Below are 23,366 nucleotides of genomic sequence, written 5' to 3'. Positions count from 1 at the left end.
TCTTCAGAAAATCATACTGATTATATGGAGTTGTAAATATGAAAACAATAGAAATTATCGTAGGTGCTTCCGAATGTTGGATTGCACCTTGTTTGTTGTTAAATAAACAAGGGGTTCCTTTTAAAATTTTAATGTATCTTAACGCTAATTTATAAATAGAAGAATAGAAACATGTGAGTAATTCAATTAGATTGTACAAATAATTTGGTACGCGGATATACGCAATGTATTCACAGGTAAGAGGGTTGTCTCATAATATATATAGATTTTTCTATTAAGATGAACAGAGGGTGTGAATATATGGAAGATGTTTACGCTAAAATTGACAGTCTCAAGGCGGAGCAAAAAGAAATGATGAGAGACATTCGAAATTTAGAAACGCGTACCACTATTAATGAGAAAGATATAGCAACAATCAATAAGCAATTAGAAAAAATAAGTACAAACACTACTTGGATTTTGCGAATTATTATTAGCACGATAATAATGTCAGTTTTAGGATTAATATTAAAAGGAATGATTTAGTCTTGTGAAATAGAACGATATAAAAGAAAGAGGGGAGCTCCCTCTTTCTTTTATGTAAATGGGAAGCTATAAATTTTCTGTTTCCTTTTCACCTGCATATTTTTCCTCTAAAGAAATTAATAGAGGAATGGATACGGTTACTAGAGTGATTAAAGTAGTTATAAAAGATTTAGAAAGAGAAAAAGAACCTTCAATTAAAGGTGATAAAAACTTGAATGAAAGTAGACTTGTTATGAAGGAAATTACTAAAAAGCTAAAAAGAGAGATATTTTTATTCTTTATAGATGTTTCTATAAAGTCTTTAACACAGGTTATTACAACAAATATAGTTAATATGATAAGAGAAACAAAATAATGTGTTAAATTCGTCATACTAATAGTAGGATCGTCTATTATGTAAGCAAGTAACTTAGATACTAATATTCCTCCAAACAATAAAATAATAAAAGCAAGTAATCCTTCCAATATATAAGTGCTCAAATTGTCTTTCTTGTTAAAGAGTTTATAGTTTAGAGTAGATTGGGTTATTTGAATTAGGAATAGGCTAATAATCCATACATAATATACAATTGGTAATTCTCCTGAGAATAGAGAAATTAGGAAATTTAATACTGTCCTTAAAATTTCAATCATTACGAAAGTCCTCCTGTTTGTAAGCTTGTGACATTAAAATATGCTAGTCTATCGTTTAATAATTAAGTTTATGAATTCAAACTATTTCTAATTATTCCATAAAAAGGTGAATGCATCAAGTTATCTTTTTAACAATCCTCCAAGGCCGAGCACTAGTAAAAGAAACGCAATATGTAATATAATTGAAAAAGTATATTTAAAAATCGATGTTAATATTACCCTCCTATAAGTATTAACATACGTAATTGAGGTGTTTTCTTTGTTGTTTTATGACCGGATTTCTATAATGGCCCCTCCTGTTCCGTAGCTAAGGAAAGTCTTTTTATTTCTGAGATTTTCAAAGTTATAGGAGGGTATGAAAAATGAAAAAAGTCTCAGTACCATCACTTTTGTTAATGATTGTTCTTGTCGCATTTCCGCAAATTAGTGAAACGATTTACACACCGTCTTTACCGGATATTTCAAAGGCGTTACATGTAAGTAATAATGAGGTGCAGTTAACGCTTAGTGTGTATTTTGCTGGATTTGCTTTAGGTGTATTTTTTATTGGATGGCTATCAGATATAATTGGCCGTCGCCCAGCAATGTTATTTGGAATTGTCGTATATGGCGCTGGGAGTTTCTTGTGCTTTATTGCAAATTCCATTGAAGTTTTATTGGTAAGTCGTTTTATTCAAGCGTTTGGAGCAAGTGCAGGATCAGTTGTGACGCAAACGATTCTTCGTGAAAGTGTAGAAGGGCATAAGAGGCATGTTATGTTTGCTCAAATTTCAGCAGTCATTGCTTTTACACCAGCGATAGGACCGTTAATTGGTGGCTTTCTTGATCAAATGTTTGGATTTAAAATAGTATTTTTAAGTTTAGTAGTTATGAGTATCGGTATTTTTCTGTATACGTTTGTTTCTCTTCCTGAAACAAAAACGGGCTCAGTAACGAATAAAATAAATGTATTTTCAGTCTTGAAGAGGTTAATTACAAATCGGAAAGTGGTAACATATGGGCTGTTAATTGGAGGAGCAAATGGTGTTTTATTTAGCTATTATGCAGAAGCGCCGTTTATCTTTATTGAATACTTTCAGTTATCGCCTAGTATGTATGGCTTTCTAGGAATTGTTGTAGCATCTGCTTCTATTGTTGGAGCGAAAATTTCAAAACGTTTACTTGCTACTTATAAACCAGAGAAAATTATATATATCGGTTGTCTTGTAATGACAGGGGGAGCTATCCTTTTATCTGTTATTACGTTTGTGGGATCAAATCCGAATGTAATATATATGGTTGTATTTTTAATAGCGATGTTTATATTGCTATTAGGAATTGGAGTAGCGTTACCTAATTGTTTAAGTTTAGCGTTAGTAGATTTTCAAGATGTCATTGGTACAGCTGGAGCGTTGTTTAGCTTAGGATACTATGTAATTGTAGCGATGACAATTTGGGGAATGAGTCAATTGCATACGGGCTCGTTACTGGCGATGCCACTTTATTTTCTGGTTATAGTAGTTATAATGGCAGTGTTTACTAGGGTATTTATCTTTGGTAAGCAAACTTCGAAATCGATTTAAATATGAAATCGTAATAGAGTCTCATTTTTTAATGAGACTCTTTTATATTTTATCCCGTTGTTTTGAGGCAGAAAGGTTTCTGCCTCAAAATTTGGCTGGAGTAAAGAAGTTAGTAGTTTATTAATATATTAAATTCCTTATTGGTATATGAATCGAATGTGTGGGAAATTACGTTATCAACTATAAAGGTTGAAGTATTTGAGATATGAAACCGAGGAAGATAGCATCTCCTCGGTTATTTATATTGTAATAATATACATGCCGGAATCATATTGAATAGATGTATTTTATTGTTAATTTAGTTAAAAATTAATCAGACTTATGTATAATAATTTATTGAAAAAATAATTGAATTTTTCAGATTAATGAATTAATATAAGGTAAGTAATTTTAAGATTTATAGAATATTGGAAGATGAAAGGTTTTGAGAATTTTATTAGGAGCACAAAACGATTTTAGGATAGCTTTAAAGCTAGTGTAAAATGACGTTTGCTTCATCATTTTCAGGGCCGAAAGGAATTAGGGGAAAGCATCTTGTGTTAAAATGCGGTTATGAATCATCTAAGAGGGGGAAGTGAAGTGGCAAACAAAGAATTGAAAAGAGGTTTAGAAGCACGTCATATTCAAATGATTGCTTTAGGCGGAACGATTGGTGTTGGTTTGTTTATGGGGTCAGCCAGCACAATTAAATGGACAGGTCCGTCAGTAATGCTTGCTTATGCAATTGCAGGTATTTTCATCTTCTTCATCATGCGTGCCATGGGAGAAATGTTGTATATGGAGCCAAGTACAGGCTCATTTGCGACATTCGGTCATAAGTATATTCATCCACTAGCTGGTTATATGACAGCGTGGAGTAACTGGTTCCAGTGGGTTATCGTTGGGATGTCAGAAATTATCGCGGTTGGAGCGTATATGCAATATTGGTTCCCGGATTTACCAGCTTGGATACCAGGTATAATTGCAATGGTTATTCTTGGTGCAGCTAACTTAATTTCTGTTAAGTCATTTGGTGAATTTGAATTTTGGTTTGCGATGATTAAAATCGTTACGATTCTATTAATGATTATTGCAGGATTTGGCCTTATTTTCTTCGGAATTGGTAACGGCGGAGAAGCGATTGGCATATCTAATCTTTGGTCAAATGGCGGTTTCTTTACAGGTGGTTTTTCAGGATTCTTCTTTGCATTATCACTTGTAGTTGGAGCGTATCAAGGTGTGGAATTAATCGGTATTACTGCTGGTGAAGCGAAGGATCCAAAGAAGACACTTACAAGAGCGATTCAAAGTACAATTTGGCGTATTTTAATTTTCTACATCGGTGCTATTTTCGTTATTGTAACTGTGTATCCGTGGGATCAATTAAGTACAATTGGTAGCCCGTTCGTAGCAACTTTTGCGAAGGTTGGTATTACGGCAGCAGCTGGATTAATTAACTTCGTTGTTATTACAGCAGCAATGTCTGGTTGTAATAGTGGTATTTATAGTGCTGGACGTATGCTGTATACGTTAGGTGTAAATGGACAAGCACCGAAGTATTTCACGAAACTTTCTGGAAATGGTGTGCCTTTATTTGGTACAGTTGGCGTAATTATCGGTCTGGCGGTTGGTGTTGTTTTAAGTTATATCGCACCGAAAAACTTATTCGTATATGTATATAGTGCAAGTGTACTTCCTGGTATGGTACCATGGTTCGTCATTTTAATTAGTCAAATTCGTTTTAGGAAAGAAAAGGGAGCAGAGATGAAAGATCATCCGTTCAAAATGCCATTTGCTCCTGTAACAAACTATTTAACAATTGCCTTTTTAATTATGGTATTAATCGGAATGTGGTTTAACGATGATACTCGTATTTCATTAGTTGTAGGTATTATTTTCTTAGCTATCGTTACAATTAGTTTCTATGCTTTCGGAATAGGAAAGCGAGCTCCGTTAGACGTTCAAAATAATAAAGAGATTTCAAGTAAATAAAGAAGAGGCTGTTCATCTGGAACAGCCTTTTCTTATTGTTGTTATTTGTCGATAAATCGATATAACTTGTCGAATCGTTGATATAATTTGATTTGTGATAGATATATTCGAAAAATCGTTGATATAATTTCACATACTACCTATCACTATCATGATTAAAATTTCTCTAATACGATTTTCCCAATGGTGTGCCCGCTTTCAAGTAGTGCATGTGCTTTTTTTAGTTTTCAGCGTTAATCGGTGTTAATGTTTCATTTAAAGTAAGAATTCTTTACTTCTATATTATAGATGGTGAAATACTGCATGTAAAAAAATACCCTCTTTTTTATGCAAGCTGTACTGATAGTCTAGAAGGAGTTTATTTCTAAAAAGAAGAATTTTTTACTGTATTACTTTATCCAAAACTAAATGTAAAGGTGGATACATAATGACAGTAAAGAAACTTTATTTCATCCCAGCAGGTCGTTGCATGTTGGATCATTCGTCTGTTAACAGTGCGTTAACACCGGGGAAACTATTAAACTTGCCGGTGTGGTGTTATCTTCTGGAGACGGAAGAAGGTCCTATTTTAGTAGACACAGGTATGCCAGAAAGTGCAGTTAATAATGAAGGGCTTTTTAACGGTACATTTGTTGAAGGACAGATTTTACCGAAAATGACTGAAGAAGATAGAATCGTGAATATATTAAAGCGTGTAGGGTATGAGCCAGACGACCTTTTATATATTATTAGCTCTCACTTACATTTTGATCATGCAGGAGGAAATGGTGCTTTTACAAATACACCGATTATTGTGCAGCGAACCGAATATGAGGCAGCACTTCATAGAGAAGAATATATGAAAGAATGTATATTACCGCATTTGAACTACAAAATTATTGAAGGGGATTATGAAGTGGTACCAGGTGTTCAAGTATTGTATACGCCAGGTCATTCTCCAGGCCATCAGTCGCTATTCATTGAGACGGAGCAATCCGGTTCAGTTTTATTAACGATTGATGCATCGTACACGAAAGAGAATTTTGAAGATGAAGTGCCGTTCGCAGGATTTAATCCAGAATTAGCTTTATCTTCAATTAAACGTTTAAAAGAAGTTGTGGCGAAAGAGAAACCAATTGTTTTCTTTGGTCATGATATAGAGCAGGAAAAGGGTTGTAGAGTGTTCCCGGAGTATATATAGTGCAAAAAGTCATGAGTTCGCGTGCTCATGACTTTTTCATTTAAATAATTTTTTTAAATAAATTATAAACTTTTTTTGAACTATCTTCGTTTAACTGATAGTACGTAAGGTTTACATCATCAGGAGTATCTTGCTGAGCAATCATCACTTCGCTGCTGTGATGATCAACTATCCATATGAAATATTTTTTATAAGTTCCATCCTCGAAAGTAATCCACATATCACAATCTATTAAATCTGATCCTTCTTCATCCAATGTTAATTTTCCTTTTTTTGCGGTATTCATACTGTTAATAAATGTTTTTAATTCATCTGTTTTTGTGAGAAAGATATCCTTTTTTGTTTTAATTGATTCTACATGTATATCTTTTATTTCCTGCTTTCCTAAAAAAACAGGGGGCTCATTTGGATCTCGCGAGCTTGAAATAATAGTAGCTTTCTTTTTCGGTTTGTTTGCAGTATAGAGATCTTGAATAGATTTTCCCGAGTTTACAAACCATACAATTCCACAAATAATTAATACGCTACCTAGCAATAAAATAATTTTTTTAATAGGGTTTTCTCCTCTCTATTATTTCGTGTGAAGAGCTTTTCTATTAATATATGATAGGTAAGCGTAAAGTATTATAGTTGAACTTGGTTATGCTTCACAGTTTTTATCGGGCGATCTATGAGTAAATTGTAAGTGAGCCCAATTAATACGAAAATGCCACCGATAACTTTACCGATTGAGAGTTCATTTGTCAGGAAGAAATCAATGATAGTCCCCGCAAATAATTGTCCGATAAAGATGAGTAATGTTAAATAAAAGGCTGATATTTTAGGAGTAATATAGTTGGATAATGAAATAACGATAACGCCTACTAATCCGCCTAAGTACACAGCAATAGGAATAGATTGTAACGTCTGCATTGGAATATACAATGAATCTGAACTGAAAATTAAAAATAACATAGAGAAAAATAATCCAGTAATATAATTAAAAAACGTGCCTTCCCAATTTCCAATTTCCTTTGCTAAATTCGCGTTAATAATTCTAGCAACAACGATAGAAACACCAGCTAAAATAGCGATCGTAATATATAACATTTTCTTGCCCCCATTAATAAATTGTCATGATTATAATTCCAGAAGAGATGAAACATAATCCAATTAGTTTTTTCTTTTCAAACTTTGCAACTTTCATTCCTAATAAGCCGAAATGATCGATAATGATGGAAGCAATAGATTGACCGAGTAAACTTAATGCGATCGTAATAGAAGCACCAAGGACGGAGAAACTTATATTGTTAAAAAGAACAGTGAATACTCCAATCGCTCCAGCGCTATATAAAAAAAGTGGAATACTTTTATCGAAACGAATTTTATTTTTGTTTATGATTAAAATGAAGATAACTGCAATTAAACCGACAAGGTGAATGACCACGCTTGCTGTGTACTTGCCAATTAACTCAGATAAAATCCCATTCAGTGGAAGCATAACGGCGATGAGCACACCAATAAAGACAGAAAGAAAGTTATACAATGTAATATCCCCTTTGTATTTCATATTTGTAATGACTGTATCATGCTGAAATTGTGTATTGTTATGACATATGTCATAGTGGAAGAAGAAAATTTTGATTACAATGGGGATGAGTTGTAAAGGTGGGGAACTATGAAGAAAGTATGTAATTCTATTAAATTAGCAGAGTATATGAAGAAAAATAATATTGATTCATTTTTTAGTCATGATATGAAGCCATATATGGAACTTATATTTTTTAAAAAGAATGAGTTTATTTGTAGAGAAAATGAAGAGATAGATTATTTATATTTCTTTGTTGAAGGAAAAGCGAAAGCGTTTAACACATTAAGTAACGGGAAATCCGTATTACTGTGTTTTTATGATAGTTTGCAGTTACTTGGAGATGTGGAGTTAATTCATTCCCAAAGGATTACATCAAATGTACAAGTAATGGCAGATTCATATTGTGTTGGTTTACCATTAGGAAAAGTGAGAAATAAGCTATTTCATGATGCGAAATTTTTAAGATGTATTTGCGGATCATTAGCACATAAGTTAAACCGACTTTCCAAAAACAGTACAATTAATTTATTGTATCCGCTTGAAAATAGACTTGCGAGTTACATGTTAGCAGCAGGGGAACGAGCAGTTCAGCATGAAAATAGAATTGTGTTTAGTGGGAATTTAACGGAAATAGCGGAGTTGTTAGGAACGAGCTATCGGCATTTGTTGCGAACATTAAATATTTTTTGTGATAAAAATATAATCAAGAAAAACAATGGTTGTTTTGAAGTAGTGAATGTAGAAGTTTTGAGGGAATTGGCTGCGGATGTTTATAAATAATATATTAAAGTAGGGATTAAGATGAAAATAGCTATAATTTCAGATATCCACGGAAATAGTCACGCTTTAAAATCGGTATTAAAAGATATTACACGTCGCAAGGTCGAAATGATAATAAATTTAGGAGATAGTGTGTACGGGCCGTTAGATCCTTTAGAGACAATTGAAATATTAATGAGTAGCGAGATGATACATATTAAAGGCAATTGTGATCGCATGCTTTGGGAACCTATACAAGAGCAATCTGCTACACTAACTTTTGTTCAAAATCAATTAACAAATTATCATATAGGTTGGTTAAAACAACATCCTTCACAATTTATTGTAGACGATATGTTATGTTGTCACGGTACGCCAACTTCAGATGAAGTGTGTTTGTTAGAAGAGATGAATGAGAATGGTGCAATATTAAAGAATGAAAAAAATATAATGGATCAACTCCAAAATATAGAACAAAAAATAATAGTATGTGGTCATACACATATTCCTAGAGTTGTTTATTTAGCGAACGGAAAGATCATTATAAATCCAGGAAGTGTAGGACTTCCAGCATACAAAGATGAGTTACCTGTTATGCATAAAATGGAATCAGGAACTCCGCATGCAAAATATGTAGTGATAGAAAAGGTTTTGGAAGAATGGACAATTGAACAAATTTCAGTTCCTTATAATTGGGAAGAAGCTGCTGGATTGGCTGTTCAACAAGAAAGATATGACTGGGCACAGGCGCTAAAGACTGGGAAGATAGAATGAAGGGGAGTTTACTTTATGGTAAACTGCTCTTTTTTATTTTGAGTAGATATTGAATCATATAAAAAGAAAATGTTATGATTATGGAAACGTATGAATATATGAACAAATATTCATATGTAAAAGAAGGAGGGATTAGAATGATAGACCTAATTATTATTGGAGCGGGTCAAGCTGGATTAACAATGGGATATTACTTGAAGCAAGAAGGGTATAATTTTTTATTACTTGAGGCAGGAAAACAAGTTGGTGATTCATGGAGAAATCGATATGATTCTTTGCAGCTTTTTACCCCAAGGTCTTACAGTAGCTTGCCGGGTATGGCGTTAATAGGTGAAAAAAATGAATTTCCATATAAAGATGAAATTGCAACTTATTTAGAAGAATATGCAAGACATTTTCAATTACCGGTACAATTACAAACGGAAGTTCTAAAAATAAAGAAAGAAAAAGAAATATTTGAATTACATACTCCTACAGAAGTTTTACAAACGAAAAAAGTTATTATCGCATCAGGTGGTTTTCAGCAACCATTTATTCCCTCAGTTTCAGCAAATCTATCATCACATATTTTTCAAATACATTCATCACAATATAAATCATCACCGCAAATTCCACAGGGGAAGGTACTTGTAGTAGGTGGCGGGAATTCAGGAATGCAAATAGCAGTAGAACTTGCAAAAACGCATGAAGTTACGGTGTCTATTAGTCATCCTTTAACGTTTTTACCGTTACAACTTTTTGGAAAAAGTATTTTTAATCTGCTAGAAAAAATGGGTTTATTGTACGCTGAAATAAATACAAAGAGGGGAAGATGGTTTCAGAAGAGAAAGGACCCTATTTTCGGTTTTGAAGGTAAGAAACTTATTCGTAATGGAGCAATCAAACTGCAAGAAAAAGTAGTAAGTGCATCAGGAAATAACATTATGTTTCAGAATGGTGATATTTATAGTGCAGAAAGCGTTATATGGTCAACTGGTTTTGTTCAAAATTATAATTGGATTGAAATTGAACAGGCAGTGAATGAGAAAGGATTTCCTAATCATATAAAGGGAATCAGTCCAGTAAAAGGATTGTATTATATCGGTTTACCATGGCAATCTCAAAGGGGTTCCGCACTTATTTGTGGTGTAGGAAAGGATGCAGCGTATGTACTTTCTGAAATCAAAAAAATAGATCAGTAGCGATAACTACTGATCATCCATATGTACATGAATTAGGAGAGGTCAAACATTTATTAACTTTATTATAATAGATTTTTATAGAATTAAAAACTGAAAATTCAAATTTAATGTTGAGAAAGTTTTTTGTATCGAAATATATGAAAAATAGGGATTTTTATTGAAACAGAAAAAGATATTTCTATTTTAGTAAATTATGATATAGTCTAAATAAGCGTGTTTTTCCATAAATGTAATTATTTTCATTGTAGTTTCGTTTATATGAGGGAAGGAGAAGTAATTATGAAGTTTGATGATCAACGCTTATTAGGAGTCCGATTAGGTTCTGTACTTGTGACAGAGGAAAATCAATATTTAGTAATTAAGAAAAAAGATCATTATGCACTGTTAAATATACATAATTTAGAATGCACACATGTTGAAGTGCAGTTAGAACATTTGGAAGAAATGTTGCGGGAAGATTTCCAAGAAAGTATAACGGAGATTATCGCACCAGAACATATAAAAATTGTTGCGAAAAATGTTATATAGATAAAGAAGCTGGAAGGAACTGCTTCTTTATTTTCATTATAAGGATAACGTTTTTACAACTTCACCAATGATCCCTTCCATTTGATGAACACCTAAATCGGAATTGGTCATAATAACAGCACCATTCCCGCAGTATGGATAACAAACCATCATACATTGAAATCCAACGCCCCATCCGAGTGAATAAACCTGTAATTCTTCATTAGAATCATCTAGAAAAACACCTAATCCAGTCCATTTTGAGCAACCTTGAGGAGAAATCATGTCTATTACTAATTTTTGAGAAAGTTTTAGTTTACCCTTTCCTTGTAAGGAATGAATGATTTCAATAACTAAAGCTGATAAGTCAGTTGGTGTTGTCCAAATGCCTGAAGCAGCTGCGAATGGATAAAATGGATACTTCTCATTTGTTACAGTCCTATCTTTATTATGTCCGCAAGCAAAAACATCGGTTTTATCTATGTCTTTTGGAGAGAAAAGTGTACTATATTTCATTTGTAGTGGCTGGAAGATGTGTTCTTCTAATAACTGACTAAATGATCTTCCTGTAATATCTTCAAGTAGTAGTTCGGTTATACAAAAGCTTGCGTCTGAGTAGTGAAATTCACTTTCTGGTTTATAAGTTACCTCTATAGGTACGGGGCAATATAGTGTTTTACCGGAAAGGAGCTCAGACATATTAGGTAAGCCTTTTGCAGGTGTATAATGTTCAAAACTATTAGGTGGATCAATGAGTCCAGATTGATGGCTTAATAAGTTTCTCAAAGTGATGCTTTTTTGTGAAGTAAATAGATTAGTAGGAATGTTCCAAGATGTGAGTTTATCATTTACGTTTTCATCTAAATATACGATACCTTGCTCTGATAATGTTAGTACGAGCATTGTAGTGATGAATTTGCTGATAGAACAAGAATTAAAGAGAGAATTTGTAGTAACAGCTCTAGTTGTTCCAGCTTCAAGTGTTCCAAAGGCAGTCACTTCATCTAGTTGGCCATTACGTATAACAGCGAGGCTTAAACCTGCAACGGAATATTGATTCATTTTCTCGTATATATTGCTACTTTTTAAGTTCATGGTGACTCCTTTCTTTAAAGACAGAATATTATTTTTCTTTTTTAGTTAGTTTGAAGTGAACTTTTGAAAAAATTTGTCTCGGTACATGTACATAACCCATGAGATTGTTATTAAAGAAATGATGATTTGTTTGTTTTTAATTGGTGCATTGAGAACAAGCCAACCAACTATATCAAATAATAAATGTAGCACGATTGAAAGAACTACAAATTGAAGTAACGTATTTAAAAATCTTTTCATAAAGTGTCCCCCTAAAATAATAGGTTTTATTAACAGTTTGATATAGTGGTATTTTACAGTAAATGTGTCCTGTGGTAAAATTTACATAAGTTAGTGAAATAAAACAAATGAAAGTTAGTAAGGGGGAACACTTATGGAATTCTGGATGGTTATACTAATATTAGCCTTTGGTTTCATTTATATCGCTGAAAAATTAGCTAGAATTGAAAAGAAAAATGATGCGCGTTTAAAGAGAATTGAAGATAGATTACAATTAATTACGAAAGAAATGGGAATTGTAGAAAGAGAACCTGAAATTAATAAAGAACTACGCCAGCTTGTAGAAGAAGGAAAAAAAGTTACAGCAGTTAAGAGAGTAAGAGAAGCTTTTGGTTTTTCCTTACTAGAAGCGAAGCAATATGTTGATAAATTATAAAAAAGATCATCCATTTGGGTGATCTTTTTTACTGCACCATGCGTGTATTTACATAAGCGGCGATAATAAAGTGTCCAATTATATGGAACAAACATTTGAGATAAATTGTCTAATATAGGTAATAACTATTTAGCTTGAAAGAAAGGGTTGATAACATGAAAAAGAATACGTTGTTAAAAGTAGGATTATGTGTAGGTTTACTAGGAACAATTCAATTTGTTAGCACAATTTCTTCTGTACAAGCATCACAAAAGGTAGAGAAAACAGTAATAAAAAATGAGACGGGAACCATTTCAATATCTCAGTTAAACAAGAATGTATGGGTTCATACGGAGTTAGGTTCTTTTAATGGAGAAGCAGTTCCTTCGAACGGTCTAGTTCTTAATACTTCTAAAGGGTTAGTACTTGTGGATTCTTCTTGGGATGACAAATTAACGAAGGAACTAATAGAAATGGTAGAAAAGAAATTTCAGAAGCGCGTAACGGATGTCATTATTACACATGCGCACGCTGATCGAATTGGCGGAATAAAAACGTTGAAAGAAAGAGGCATTAAAGCGCATAGTACAGCATTAACTGCAGAACTAGCAAAGAAAAGTGGATATGAAGAGCCACTTGGAGATTTACAAACCGTTACAAATTTGAAGTTTGGAAATATGAAAGTAGAAACATTTTATCCAGGGAAAGGGCATACAGAAGATAATATTGTCGTATGGTTACCGCAATACAATATTTTAGTTGGAGGCTGTTTAGTGAAATCTACGTCCGCGAAAGATTTAGGAAACGTTGCGGATGCTTATGTAAATGAATGGTCCACATCGATTGAGAATGTGCTGAAGCGATATAGAAATATAAATTCGGTAGTACCTGGTCATGGAGAAGTAGGAGACAGGGGATTACTTTTACATACATTGGATTTATTAAAATAAGAAATTGTAGAAATACAAAAGAGAGGAGAAATAATTTTCTCCTCTCTTTCTTCTAACTATATTTAAATGCTGAATCTGTTGATTACGCCAGCATATATTACTGAGATTTTAATTCCAAGTATACAAATACTAGTACTGTCATAATTGCTATAACAACATAAGTAGCATCAAGCATTATAAGTGTTTTTAAAGTTTCAGTCATCGTAATTCACCCCTGTTATAAAAATATAACATGATCTTTTTATTGATTAGATAAGAGATCATAAAGATAAAATGTATATGAAATTTCTTAAGTAGCTTCTATATAAATATATCATATAAATAATGTAAGTAATGTTAAGATAATGTAAATGTATTGTAAATAAAAAGGTTTACAATAAAGACTTTAATAAAAAATGATAGTTCCTTAAAATGACAAATGCGCTCTTCTTTCTATTGAATGATAGAAAGAAGAGCGTATTTTTATATCTATTTCATATGTGATGAATTGCAACTATTTGTACATGGGATTCAAAAATTTTTTTCGTTGTATATATTTCTCCAAATTAATTAGCTATTTAAAAGTATCGAAAGATGTGTGTACACTAATGCATATTTTTTAGTGTCAATAAAAATATTATGTCAACAATATGAACTGTCACAAATCTTTATATATTATTGTGATTGATATCACATCACTTTTTTTCAATGGGTATTATGCTTAAGGTGTAATGAATGATTGGGAGAGGGTGGGATGATATGTTTTGTTATCAATGTGAACAAACGCCAGCAGGCGGATGTAAAGTAATGGGTGTGTGCGGCAAGAATGAAACGATTGCGAGTTTACAAGATACGATTGTGTTTGGGCTAAAAGGAATTGCAGCTTATCGCACACATGCTGCTCAGCTAGGATATACGGATGCATTTGTAGATGCTACAACACAAGAAGCTTTATATATGACATTAACAAATTCTAACTTTAACGAACAAGAGCATATTGATATGGCTATGAAAGTGGGGAAATCAGCTTTACGGGTGATGGAATTATTAGATGAGGCACATACGAATCATTTTGGTGTGCCAGAGCCTGTACAAATTACACAAAATCGTGTAGAAGGTAAAGCAATTGTAGTTACGGGGCATAATTTATTTGCACTAGAAGAATTATTAAAGCAAACAGAAGGAAAAGGCATTAATATTTATACACATTCTGAAATGCTACCAGCACACGGATATCCGCAGCTGAAAAAATATAAACATTTAAAAGGAAACATCGGTAAGGCATGGTATGATCAAAGACGCCTTTTTGAAAAATTTACTGTTGCCATATTAGCTACAACAAACTGTGTTATGCCAATTAAAGGATCGTACTCTGATCGATTCTTTTCATATGACATTGCAGGTTTAGAAGGTGTACAAAAAATTGAAAATGATGATTTTACACCATTGATTCAAAAAGCGCTAGAACTTCCAGAAGTACATATGGAGTCAGATGAACAGTTAGTGACAGGCTTTCATCATAATACAGTATTGTCATTAGCTCCAGAAATTATTGATGCAGTAAAAGAAGGGAAAATAAAGCGTTTCTTTGTTATCGCCGGTTGTGATGCACCGGGAAAAGGCGGAGAATATTATCGTGAATTAGCAACGTCGCTTCCGCAAGAAACGGTTATTTTAACAACTTCTTGCGGGAAATTCCGCTTTAATGATGTGGATTACGGTGTTGTACCTGGTACGGAAATTCCGCGTTACATTGATTTAGGACAGTGTAATAATTCCATTTCTACAGTGAAAATAGCGGCTGCATTAGCTGATGCTTTCCAATGTGAAGTGAATGAATTGCCAGTAAGTATTGTGCTATCATGGTTTGAACAAAAAGCGGTTGCCATTTTACTCGGGCTATTTAGTCTTGGGATTCAAGATATTCGCATCGGTCCAAAGGCTCCTGAATTTATTTCACCTGGCGTGCTTGATGTATTACAAGAAACATTTGGTTTAAAACTAATTACAAATGCAGCAGAAGACATGGCTATGATGTTATCGTAACGGAAAAGATGTTTTCACTTAATTGTAGCTTTATAAATCATTTGTATGTGTGTGAGTAAACGTACATACAAATGATTATTAATAAAGAAAATCGCTATATCTATAAATTTTATAAAGCTTTTAAAGTGTAACACCACATGCCCATCACCTTAAGATTTTAAGTATCCCCAAAACGAAATTTCTACATGAATATCTATAATTTTACCTCTTTTTCATTTGATTTGAAAATAAGCTTTCTATTTTTAAAAACCAACGATACCACCTCAAATTATATGGATAAAATCCATTCATTTATTAGGAAAATGGATTGAAAATAATAAGGTAGACTAAAAAGTAAAATATTATTTATGATAATCATTCTTTTATAAAATTTAAATTGGAAATAGCCCTACTCATTTTGATTGCGCATTTTCAAAATGGAGGGGCTTTTCTTACTGTAAAATCAATAACTGCAGCTTATTTTGTTGAAAAAATTCTCATTCTTATTTTGAAAGTGATATGGGTACATTTACATGCACATCAATCTTATATGATGAAGTGGCCCTTGAATATATTATTTTTTATTGACAGACATAAAAATGATTTATTTGCTATATTGATAATTTATAGACGTTATAATAAAATGTTTACGTATATGTAAACTTAATTTATTCTTGTTTGGTTTTATTGTGAGGTTAGGCAGTGTTAATAACAATAAAATAATGAATATATCACCTGCAAAAAGAATGCAACCAATACGGAGAAGATGATTTCGTTAAAAATTCGAAAAATAAGCGTTATTAGCTCTTGAAGAAAAATGACTAGAAAAATTATAAGCATATGGAAAATAGGGTTATACAAAAAGTCCTAAAGGGGGACGGAATTATGGAGAAAAGAAAGTATTCAGTAACACCACAAGATCGAATGAATTATGTATTAGGTCTTTATTCTGCAGATCAACAAATTAATGCAGTTCTTTATTTTCCTGTAGGTATATCCAAGGAAATACTTGAAGAATCAGTAAGGATAACGTTGCAATTGCAACCAGTTTTGAACAGCCGGTTTGTAGAAAATGATATTCCTTACTGGGAGGAACATTCATCTGACACTAACTCATCTATTTGCTTTTTTGCAGAAGGAAATAATCAAGAACTTGAAATAATGGCAATAGATTTTATTAAGGAACCTGGTGATCGTATTCAGGGGCCTATGGTTCAAACGAAATTATTACGGGGCACTACAACAGATATGTTAGTTGTGAAATTGTCTCATCTATGTTCAGATGGTGCAGGAGTCAAGGAATATATTAAATTGCTTGGAATGATATATACTCACCTTTCATTGGGACGGTCTAAGAAGCAAATTATAAAGGAATTTGATGAGGGAAATGAGAGTTGTCGAGATCAATCACATGTATTCAAATACGCTGGAATATCGGACATAAAAAGTGCGTATCGTCCTAACCAAGAACAACAGGCATCGTTATGGTCTTTTCCATCTCAACCTAACAAAAATAAATTTCCCCAAATGTCCGTACGGCGATTGAGCCATGAGCAAACTCTACGTTTAACCCAATGGACAAAAGCTCAACAGGCTACCTTGAATGATGTAATCATGACTGCATACTTCCGAGCTTTATCACATTTCACTGTGTATGCAGAACCTCGCACTGCAGAAAAAATGATTGGCTTGACAATTGATTTACGTCGATATCTGCCTAATAATACAACTGGTGCTATTTGCAACTTATCCGGTATGGAAATGCCAGTGATTAAAATGGAAGACGATGAAACATTTAAGCAGACTCTTGTTCGAGTTAAACAATCAATGGATAAAATAAAGTCTCAAAATCCAGGTCTTTCTTCAGCAGCAGGAATGGAGTTACTGGCAGAAATGAAGCTATCTACAGTGAAGGAAATGTATAATCAGCAATATGAACAGGCTGTACAGATGGGGATGGCGTTGCCATTACTGACAAATTTGGGAGTAATCGCTGAGGAACCTATTCAGTTTGGTGAAATTCAAGCTGAGGACGGGTATATGACATCACCTATTATGTATGCACCATTCTTTTCAATGGGAGCAAGCTCTTATAATGGAAGGCTTACATTTACGATCGGTTATCATGCGCCGGATACATCAAAAGAAAAGGTAGAAAAATTTTTAGATAGTGTTGCTAATCAACTATCAGAAATAAAATAAAAGAGAATATAGAGAACAGATTTCTAATAGAATTGTATTTTGGAGGCTCGTATCATGTACGGATAATCTCTGGGAATTTTCTCTGACCGCACTTGCCTTTATGCTTTATATGCAATGGGAATGGTAGGGAGAAACAATTTGTATCGTGAAAAAACAAGATATAACGGTATGAAAACAATAAAGCAGAGCTGATTTAAATTACACTTTGAATCAGCTCTGTTTTACTAGTTTGATGGCCCTTACAACAAAAAAGGAGGCTGTATCCGGTTAGGGTAAAGCGGATTTTTAATTTTTTTGAAAATAAAGTTGACATCCACAACTACTTAGTCATACAATGTAGTTGTAATAAGTAATACTGAATAGTGTGGTTTTACTCAAAAGCTATTCAGTAAAAAATTCGCCTTAGTACTCTGTGATACTGAATATAAGTCAGACAGAATAGGGGGTAAAGGAGGATCAGGACATGGAAAATTTAACTGAAATGCTAAAAGGTTCACTGGAAGGGTGTGTACTGGAAATCATCAGTCGCCGTGAAACGTATGGCTATGAGATTACCCGCCATCTGAATGATCTTGGGTTTACCGAAGTTGTGGAAGGTACGGTGTATACCATCCTTGTACGATTAGAGAAGAAAAAGCTTGTGAATATTGAAAAGAAACCATCAGATATGGGACCGCCTCGTAAGTTTTATTCATTAAATGAAGAGGGCCGCCAAGAGCTTGAATTGTTTTGGAAAAAATGGGATTTTGTATCGTCAAAAATTAACGTCTTGAAGTCAAAATAGGTTCATAAGATAAAACGTTCCGGCCGATACTTTGGGAATTTCTTGTTCGGTTTTATAAAAAAGGAGGAAAATAAGATGTTAGAAATGTTCAAAAAGTTAATTGGTGATAAAAAAGAGTACAAAATGATGATGGCACGAGTTGAGGCTCTGCCAGAGGACTACCAATTTGTATTTAAGAAAATTCAAAACTACATGTGGAATTTCTCAGCGGGTAACGGGATGGATATGTTACACATACAGTATGAATTAATCGATTTGTTTGAAGCTGGTGCAGCAGAAGGAAGACAAGTGCTTGACATTACTGGGGATGACGTGGCTTCCTTTGCTGACGAACTAGTGGCAAATGCTAAAACTTACGTCTCCAAGTATCGTGAAGATTTGAATGAAAGTATTATGAAGAAATTGAGAAAAAAATAAATGGAATAAGTAATACCGACTGATTAGCTGGTTACACATATGAATTGCCACCATAGCTATTCAGTTATATTTTTAGCTTGGTACTAAGTGGTACAGAATATCAGTGGTACTAAATAGATAGAGGTAAATAAATTATCTCCGCAAAACATTTTTATAGGGAGGAAAAAAGTATGAGTAATGCAGCGATTTCTATAAAAGGCTTGAAAAAATCCTTTAAAGACAAGGAAGTTTTAAAAGGGATAGATTTTGAGGTGCAGCGTGGAGAAATTTTCGCGCTGCTAGGCTCAAATGGAGCGGGAAAGACGACAACGGTCAACATCCTTTCGACGCTAATGAAGCAAGATGGCGGTGAAGTAAGTATTTGCGGATTTGATGTACAACGTCAACCAAATCATGTTCGTCAAAGTATCAGTTTGACAGGGCAGTTCGCAGCTTTAGACGGTATGCTGACTGGGAGGGAAAACTTGATAATGATTGCTAGGCTACGTGGTGTTTCCAATCTCGCTCAAGTTGCTGACAATCTACTTGCAAGATTTAGCCTGACTGATGCGGCAAACCAAAGGGCAGATCAGTATTCAGGTGGGATGAAGCGCCGGCTTGATATCGCGATGAGTTTGATTGGGGCGCCAGCAGTTATTTTTCTTGACGAACCAACGACTGGACTCGATCCTGAAGCGCGGATTGAAGTGTGGGATACAGTCAAGGAACTTGCTGATAGTGGTACAACTATTTTGCTTACGACTCAGTACTTGGAGGAAGCAGAACAACTGGCAGACCGTATCGCTATTTTGCATGGCGGAAAAATTATTACGACAGGTACTCTTGCTGAACTAAAAGAGATGTTCCCGCCAGCAAAAGTGGAGTATATCGAGAAGCAACCGACATTGGAAGAAATATTCCTTGCGATCATTGGCAAAAAGGAGGAGGTGTAAATGAAAAGTAAAACAGGTGTATTACTAGATCGTTTAATGCGTAACATTATGCGCAGTCCGGATACAATTATTACAGTAGCGATTACACCGATTATGATGATGCTATTATTTGTCTACGTGTTTGGCGGCGCAATAAAAACTGGAACGGAAAACTACGTTAATTATTTATTGCCGGGAATTTTGCTAATGGCTATCGCATCCGGTGTAGCTTACACTTCCGTGCGACTCTTTACGGATGTAAAGAGTGGGCTGATGGCACGTTTCATTACGATGCCTATTAAGCGCTCATCGATATTGTGGGCTCACGTTCTAACCTCTCTGGTTGCTAATGTACTTACTATCGTGGTGGTTATTCTTGTTGCACTCTTAATGGGTTTCCGTTCCAGTGCTAATATTCTAGATTGGCTCGCGGTAGCTGGGATACTTGGGATGTTTACGCTGGCGCTAACATGGCTAGCTATCATTCCAGGATTGAAAGCGAGGTCTATGGAAGGGGCGACTGCTTACTCGTACCCGCTAGTTTTTCTTCCATTTATTAGTTCGGCCTTTGTGCCTACCGAAACGATGCCAAAAATTGTTCGTGCGTTTGCAGAGAATCAGCCTGTAACTTCAATCGTGAATGCGATTCGTGCTCTTTTATATGAAGGAACTGTTGGAAACGATATTTGGATTGCGCTCGCTTGGTGCGTAGGTATAATGGTCATCTCTTACTTTTTCGCCAGTAAAGCATTTAAACGTCAGTTAGGGTAAGAAACGAGATAAACGAAACCTTCAGGAATAATATATATTTAGAAAAGCACGGGAGATTTTCCGTGCTTTTATTATTTATCATGCTCTCATTGTAGTAAATGAAATGGTATTTAAAAATAGAATAATTGTCCAGTGATAAAGCTTAATATTTGAGGCTCACTGCTTATGGAATGTATAAGCACACTCGTTTTTGTAAATCTGCTAATACTTCATCGGGTATTTCTTTGATTTTAATATCCTTCCCTAGAAAAAGCAGCCAGTTTATTATTTCCGTCACTTCATCGGGATTGTTAACATTAATAAAAGTTTTTAAAATGGCTGTGGATTGGTAAGGATTAGTATAAGATATTGAAATTTTTAAAGGATGGTATTTTTTGAACTGGGCAATTGCTGTCGGACCAAGTTCAAGTACAAGGTTAATTGCTTCAGCCTTCTTACTTAGTTTTTCTAAAATCTTTTTCTTATTGAGCCTTTTATTCGTCGTGTATGGTTCGATATTGATGAGATCATCGACAGGAAACATTAACTTCTTTTCTTCTTTTAAGTCAAATCCTTCAATAATCCAATGGCTTTTTTCTTGATAAAGGTGTAATAGATAAATTGGATAAGACTTAATTTCTTCATCTTTTTTAATGGTAATCAATAAATGGTTATCCAAAAGAAGGATTTGAATGAGTTTTTCTAACATAGGATGGGGGAGATCAGAAAGCTCAAGTAGATCGGGATTATAAGGATTAGTTCCTTGGAACAGCAAGAGTTGATTTAAAAGAACAAGGTCATCCTGCTGGGTTTCTGAGATGAGTCCTAGTAGTTTTTCGGCTAAAGATTGACGACTCTTTAGGTAGGGAAGTTGTTGATTCCTCGTAGCCATAAAGGCAATAAAAAGAGCTTTCACTTCATTATCAGTAAAGCGAACAACGGGCAGGATAGAATTATGCATAACAAAATATCCACCCGTTCTCCCAACTTCAGCGACAAGTGGCATTCCCATAGCTTCAATTTCTCTAATGTCTCTAATAGCTGTCGATCGTGATATGTTAAATTCTCGTATGATTTCAGAAATTGTAAAGTGAGAGCGGTTGTTAATATATCGCATAATTGTATTAATCCGTTCAACTTTTTTCATTTTGGTCTCCTAAACAGTATCATTTTTTGACATGGTTTAAAGATATTATAAACGTATCAGATGAAAAGATAAATCGTTTGATTAATAAAAAAAGAGGCAGGTTTTGTATATGAAAAATTATACTATAGAAGAAAAAGATAGCTTTATTGTGTTAGGTATTGGAACTGAAATTAAGAGTGAGTACACAGACTTTGCTGGAATAAATAAAGAAAAGGAAGACTTTTGGTCGGCTGTTAAAGAAGATGGAAGGCTGGACACTTTAAAAGCTTTAGCGACAAATGAATACATTTTTTCTGTGAGCGAAGCGGTGAATAACAAAATGATGTATTATGCGGGTGTCATGACAGAAGCACAAATAGAAGAAGAATCTAGAGTGATTCAGTTTCCGAGGGGAGAATACTTAGTAGTAAAAGGGGAAGACAAAACAGCTGAAGAGTTAAGTAATAAGTTGACTGGCATCGCCTTCGGTCAAGCTTTACCAGATGCAAATGAGTTTGCTTATGTTGGTGGACCAAATACAACGGTTGAGATGGGGAAAAGAAACCGCTTAGTGTTTGGTGAAATGTGGATTCCAGTTGTTAGGAAGTAAAGTGATAAAAGGTACGAATATGGGGAGTAGAGGCTAACAATCTTGGATTGTTGGCCTTTTTAACATGAATATAATATTCATGTGCTGCTACACAGTATGTTCTGATAAAATCGAATGAAAGGGAATTACTGTAAGGTGGTGGTGGGGTGAATAAAAAAAGGCTATTTGAGCTATTCATAGTAACGTTTGTTTTTCTATTCCTTCATGTAAGTACATTTACAAATGAGAAGTTTAACGATAAATTGGGTGCTTTTACTTACATTGTTTTATTTCTTATGCTTACTATCAATGCTATATTTATAGAAAGGTATTTTGGTGATATACAAAAGTGGATTCGAAATATTACATGTTGCTTTGCTTTATTCGTAGTGGTTTTAGTAGCTCTATGGATAGGTTATTTTTAGTCCTTACTTAAGAGAATGAGAAATATGTGATTACACTACATTCGATCCGATAATATTACTTAGCTGCATCGGTTTATATTAATTTTTTCTCTCCCCAATCATGATAAAATGTATAATAGGAAATTTTATGTAACATAAAGGGGGAAGGTTTATGGTCAGCTTGAGTACCTTGATAGCTTTTGCAATTGTTTCGCTTAGCATGGTTTGTTCACTTGGGCCTAATATGATTTATCTCATTTCCCGTTCCATTACGCAGGGACGTATGGCGGGATTTATTTCTTTATTGGGCATCATGCTCGGATTTGTAATCTATATAATCGCAACTATGTTTGGACTTACAGTTCTATTCCTTGCGGTTCCCGCTGTATATGAGGCAGTAAAGTGGGCAGGTGCTGCTTACTTACTCTGGCTAGCTTGGAATTCGATTAAACCGGGTGCTATATCTATTATGGAACCTCGTACGATTTCTAATGAACCACCACGGAAATTATTTTTAATGGGACTCATGACTAATCTTCTGAATCCAAAGATTGCTATTTTGTATGTATCACTTTTACCTCAATTTGAAGATCCAGAGAAGGGATCGTTGCTTTTTCAAGGTGCAGTTTTGGGCCTTACGCAAATCACTGTTAGCTTTATAGTTAACCTTCTAATTGTATGTACAGCAAGTAAAATTGCGAAATGGTTTGGCACACGTCCAACGTGGCTGCGAGTGCAGCGTTGGCTTATGGCAAGCGTATTGACAGGTCTTGCAGTACGTTTAGCTTTTGAACGTCGACAGTAAGAGTATATAAAAAAATTAAAAATGCTTTTTAAT

General features: G+C 34.2%; 26 protein-coding genes and 1 pseudogene. 19 read left to right on the top strand and 8 right to left on the bottom strand.

Going from position 1 to position 23,366, the window contains the following annotated elements:
- Nucleotides 1–300 precede the first annotated feature (300 nt).
- Nucleotides 301–525: a hemolysin XhlA family protein gene (locus NST27_RS16845; RefSeq protein WP_000390471.1), complete on the top strand. Its 225-nt coding sequence runs from the start codon at nt 301–303 to the stop codon at nt 523–525.
- A 66-nt stretch (nt 526–591) separates the two neighbouring features.
- On the opposite strand, the gene NST27_RS16840 is transcribed toward NST27_RS16845, so the two are convergent.
- Nucleotides 592–1,158: a DUF5823 family protein gene (locus NST27_RS16840; protein ID WP_000570032.1), complete on the bottom strand. Its 567-nt coding sequence runs from the start codon at nt 1,156–1,158 to the stop codon at nt 592–594.
- 362 nt (nt 1,159–1,520) lie between these two features.
- Here NST27_RS16840 and NST27_RS16835 point away from each other — a divergent pair, with 362 nt between their 5' ends.
- Both NST27_RS16835 and NST27_RS16830 read left to right on the top strand, forming a co-directional pair.
- On the top strand, nt 1,521–2,720 hold the full coding sequence (locus NST27_RS16835; protein WP_000758011.1) for a multidrug effflux MFS transporter: 1,200 nt from the start codon (nt 1,521–1,523) through the stop codon (nt 2,718–2,720).
- Between the two features lie 579 nt (nt 2,721–3,299).
- Nucleotides 3,300–4,691 (top strand): amino acid permease, encoded by a 1,392-nt coding sequence (locus NST27_RS16830; RefSeq protein WP_001284405.1) that lies wholly within the window; start codon nt 3,300–3,302, stop codon nt 4,689–4,691.
- A 155-nt stretch (nt 4,692–4,846) separates the two neighbouring features.
- Here the strand turns inward: NST27_RS16830 and NST27_RS16825 are convergent.
- Nucleotides 4,847–4,953, bottom strand: a pseudogene (locus NST27_RS16825) (zinc-binding alcohol dehydrogenase family protein); the annotation flags it as partial.
- Nucleotides 4,954–5,118: 165 nt separating this feature from the next.
- Between NST27_RS16825 and aiiA the strand changes: the two are divergent.
- A complete protein-coding gene (gene aiiA, locus NST27_RS16820) occupies nt 5,119–5,871 on the top strand; it encodes a quorum-quenching N-acyl homoserine lactonase AiiA (protein WP_000216582.1) in 753 nt (250 codons plus the stop codon).
- A gap of 40 nt (nt 5,872–5,911) precedes the next feature.
- On the opposite strand, the gene NST27_RS16815 is transcribed toward aiiA, so the two are convergent.
- From NST27_RS16815 to NST27_RS16805, 3 genes are all read right to left on the bottom strand, one after another.
- Nucleotides 5,912–6,406, bottom strand: coding sequence for a hypothetical protein (locus NST27_RS16815; protein WP_000901696.1), 495 nt, complete (start codon nt 6,404–6,406; stop codon nt 5,912–5,914).
- An 89-nt stretch (nt 6,407–6,495) separates the two neighbouring features.
- Nucleotides 6,496–6,960: a DMT family transporter gene (locus tag NST27_RS16810; RefSeq protein WP_000965814.1), complete on the bottom strand. Its 465-nt coding sequence runs from the start codon at nt 6,958–6,960 to the stop codon at nt 6,496–6,498.
- 13 nt (nt 6,961–6,973) lie between these two features.
- Nucleotides 6,974–7,420: a DMT family transporter gene (locus tag NST27_RS16805; protein ID WP_002005482.1), complete on the bottom strand. Its 447-nt coding sequence runs from the start codon at nt 7,418–7,420 to the stop codon at nt 6,974–6,976.
- Between the two features lie 108 nt (nt 7,421–7,528).
- Between NST27_RS16805 and yeiL the strand changes: the two genes are divergently transcribed.
- The 4 genes from yeiL (at nt 7,529) to NST27_RS16785 (ending at nt 10,683) form a co-directional block, all read left to right on the top strand.
- The gene (yeiL, locus tag NST27_RS16800) at nt 7,529–8,221 is read left to right on the top strand and encodes a transcriptional regulator YeiL (RefSeq protein WP_000754828.1); all 693 of its coding nucleotides are present in this window, start codon (nt 7,529–7,531) and stop codon (nt 8,219–8,221) included.
- Between the two features lie 21 nt (nt 8,222–8,242).
- A complete protein-coding gene (locus tag NST27_RS16795; protein ID WP_000684251.1) occupies nt 8,243–8,974 on the top strand; it encodes a metallophosphoesterase family protein in 732 nt (243 codons plus the stop codon).
- Between the two features lie 137 nt (nt 8,975–9,111).
- Nucleotides 9,112–10,155 carry a flavin-containing monooxygenase gene (locus NST27_RS16790; RefSeq protein ID WP_000566229.1) on the top strand — a complete coding sequence of 348 codons (1,044 nt, stop codon included), beginning with the start codon at nt 9,112–9,114 and terminating at the stop codon, nt 10,153–10,155.
- 279 nt (nt 10,156–10,434) lie between these two features.
- Nucleotides 10,435–10,683 (top strand): hypothetical protein, encoded by a 249-nt coding sequence (locus tag NST27_RS16785; RefSeq protein ID WP_000666948.1) that lies wholly within the window; start codon nt 10,435–10,437, stop codon nt 10,681–10,683.
- A gap of 36 nt (nt 10,684–10,719) precedes the next feature.
- Here NST27_RS16785 and NST27_RS16780 read toward each other — a convergent pair whose 3' ends face one another.
- Together NST27_RS16780 and NST27_RS16775 are read right to left on the bottom strand one after the other, a co-directional pair.
- Nucleotides 10,720–11,757, bottom strand: a complete 1,038-nt coding sequence (locus NST27_RS16780) for a serine hydrolase domain-containing protein (protein ID WP_001050195.1) — start codon at nt 11,755–11,757, stop codon at nt 10,720–10,722.
- Nucleotides 11,758–11,802: 45 nt separating this feature from the next.
- On the bottom strand, nt 11,803–11,997 hold the full coding sequence (locus NST27_RS16775; protein WP_000819663.1) for a hypothetical protein: 195 nt from the start codon (nt 11,995–11,997) through the stop codon (nt 11,803–11,805).
- 133 nt (nt 11,998–12,130) lie between these two features.
- On the opposite strand from NST27_RS16775, the gene NST27_RS16770 reads away from it, so the two are divergent.
- The 8 genes from NST27_RS16770 (at nt 12,131) to NST27_RS16735 (ending at nt 20,430) form a co-directional block, all read left to right on the top strand.
- Complete coding sequence (locus NST27_RS16770; RefSeq protein ID WP_000397713.1) at nt 12,131–12,412, top strand: hypothetical protein; 282 nt, start codon at nt 12,131–12,133, stop codon at nt 12,410–12,412.
- A gap of 155 nt (nt 12,413–12,567) precedes the next feature.
- Nucleotides 12,568–13,341: a BcII family subclass B1 metallo-beta-lactamase gene (gene bla2 / locus NST27_RS16765; protein WP_000742472.1), complete on the top strand. Its 774-nt coding sequence runs from the start codon at nt 12,568–12,570 to the stop codon at nt 13,339–13,341.
- Between the two features lie 738 nt (nt 13,342–14,079).
- Complete coding sequence (gene hcp / locus NST27_RS16760; protein ID WP_047386580.1) at nt 14,080–15,366, top strand: hydroxylamine reductase; 1,287 nt, start codon at nt 14,080–14,082, stop codon at nt 15,364–15,366.
- An 864-nt stretch (nt 15,367–16,230) separates the two neighbouring features.
- Nucleotides 16,231–17,547 carry a condensation domain-containing protein gene (locus NST27_RS16755; protein ID WP_000415482.1) on the top strand — a complete coding sequence of 439 codons (1,317 nt, stop codon included), beginning with the start codon at nt 16,231–16,233 and terminating at the stop codon, nt 17,545–17,547.
- A gap of 463 nt (nt 17,548–18,010) precedes the next feature.
- Nucleotides 18,011–18,331, top strand: a complete 321-nt coding sequence (locus NST27_RS16750) for a PadR family transcriptional regulator (RefSeq protein WP_000429488.1) — start codon at nt 18,011–18,013, stop codon at nt 18,329–18,331.
- A gap of 75 nt (nt 18,332–18,406) precedes the next feature.
- Entirely contained in the window at nt 18,407–18,748 is a 342-nt protein-coding gene (locus NST27_RS16745) for a DUF1048 domain-containing protein (protein ID WP_000891986.1), read from the top strand.
- Between the two features lie 170 nt (nt 18,749–18,918).
- Entirely contained in the window at nt 18,919–19,680 is a 762-nt protein-coding gene (locus NST27_RS16740) for an ABC transporter ATP-binding protein (RefSeq protein ID WP_000063309.1), read from the top strand.
- Nucleotides 19,681–20,430, top strand: coding sequence for an ABC transporter permease (locus NST27_RS16735; RefSeq protein ID WP_000837792.1), 750 nt, complete (start codon nt 19,681–19,683; stop codon nt 20,428–20,430). It begins immediately after the preceding gene.
- Nucleotides 20,431–20,593: 163 nt separating this feature from the next.
- Here NST27_RS16735 and NST27_RS16730 read toward each other — a convergent pair whose 3' ends face one another.
- Nucleotides 20,594–21,556: a helix-turn-helix transcriptional regulator gene (locus NST27_RS16730; RefSeq protein ID WP_000755062.1), complete on the bottom strand. Its 963-nt coding sequence runs from the start codon at nt 21,554–21,556 to the stop codon at nt 20,594–20,596.
- A 109-nt stretch (nt 21,557–21,665) separates the two neighbouring features.
- On the opposite strand from NST27_RS16730, the gene NST27_RS16725 reads away from it, so the two are divergent.
- The 3 genes from NST27_RS16725 to NST27_RS16715 all read left to right on the top strand — a co-directional run bounded on the left by NST27_RS16725 (nt 21,666) and on the right by NST27_RS16715 (nt 23,333).
- Nucleotides 21,666–22,145 carry a GyrI-like domain-containing protein gene (locus NST27_RS16725; RefSeq protein WP_000801039.1) on the top strand — a complete coding sequence of 160 codons (480 nt, stop codon included), beginning with the start codon at nt 21,666–21,668 and terminating at the stop codon, nt 22,143–22,145.
- Nucleotides 22,146–22,291: 146 nt separating this feature from the next.
- The gene (locus NST27_RS16720; RefSeq protein ID WP_001036206.1) at nt 22,292–22,549 is read left to right on the top strand and encodes a DUF3963 domain-containing protein; all 258 of its coding nucleotides are present in this window, start codon (nt 22,292–22,294) and stop codon (nt 22,547–22,549) included.
- Between the two features lie 151 nt (nt 22,550–22,700).
- Complete coding sequence (locus NST27_RS16715; RefSeq protein WP_000254102.1) at nt 22,701–23,333, top strand: LysE family translocator; 633 nt, start codon at nt 22,701–22,703, stop codon at nt 23,331–23,333.
- Nucleotides 23,334–23,366: the final 33 nt, after the last annotated feature.

The sequence above is a fragment of the Bacillus sp. FSL W8-0770 genome, assembly GCF_038008705.1.
Classification (GTDB): Bacteria; Bacillota; Bacilli; order Bacillales; family Bacillaceae_G; genus Bacillus_A; species Bacillus_A cereus.
The sequence above is the reverse complement of the archived record's forward strand: the minus strand, read 5'-3'. Positions and strand labels throughout refer to the sequence as shown.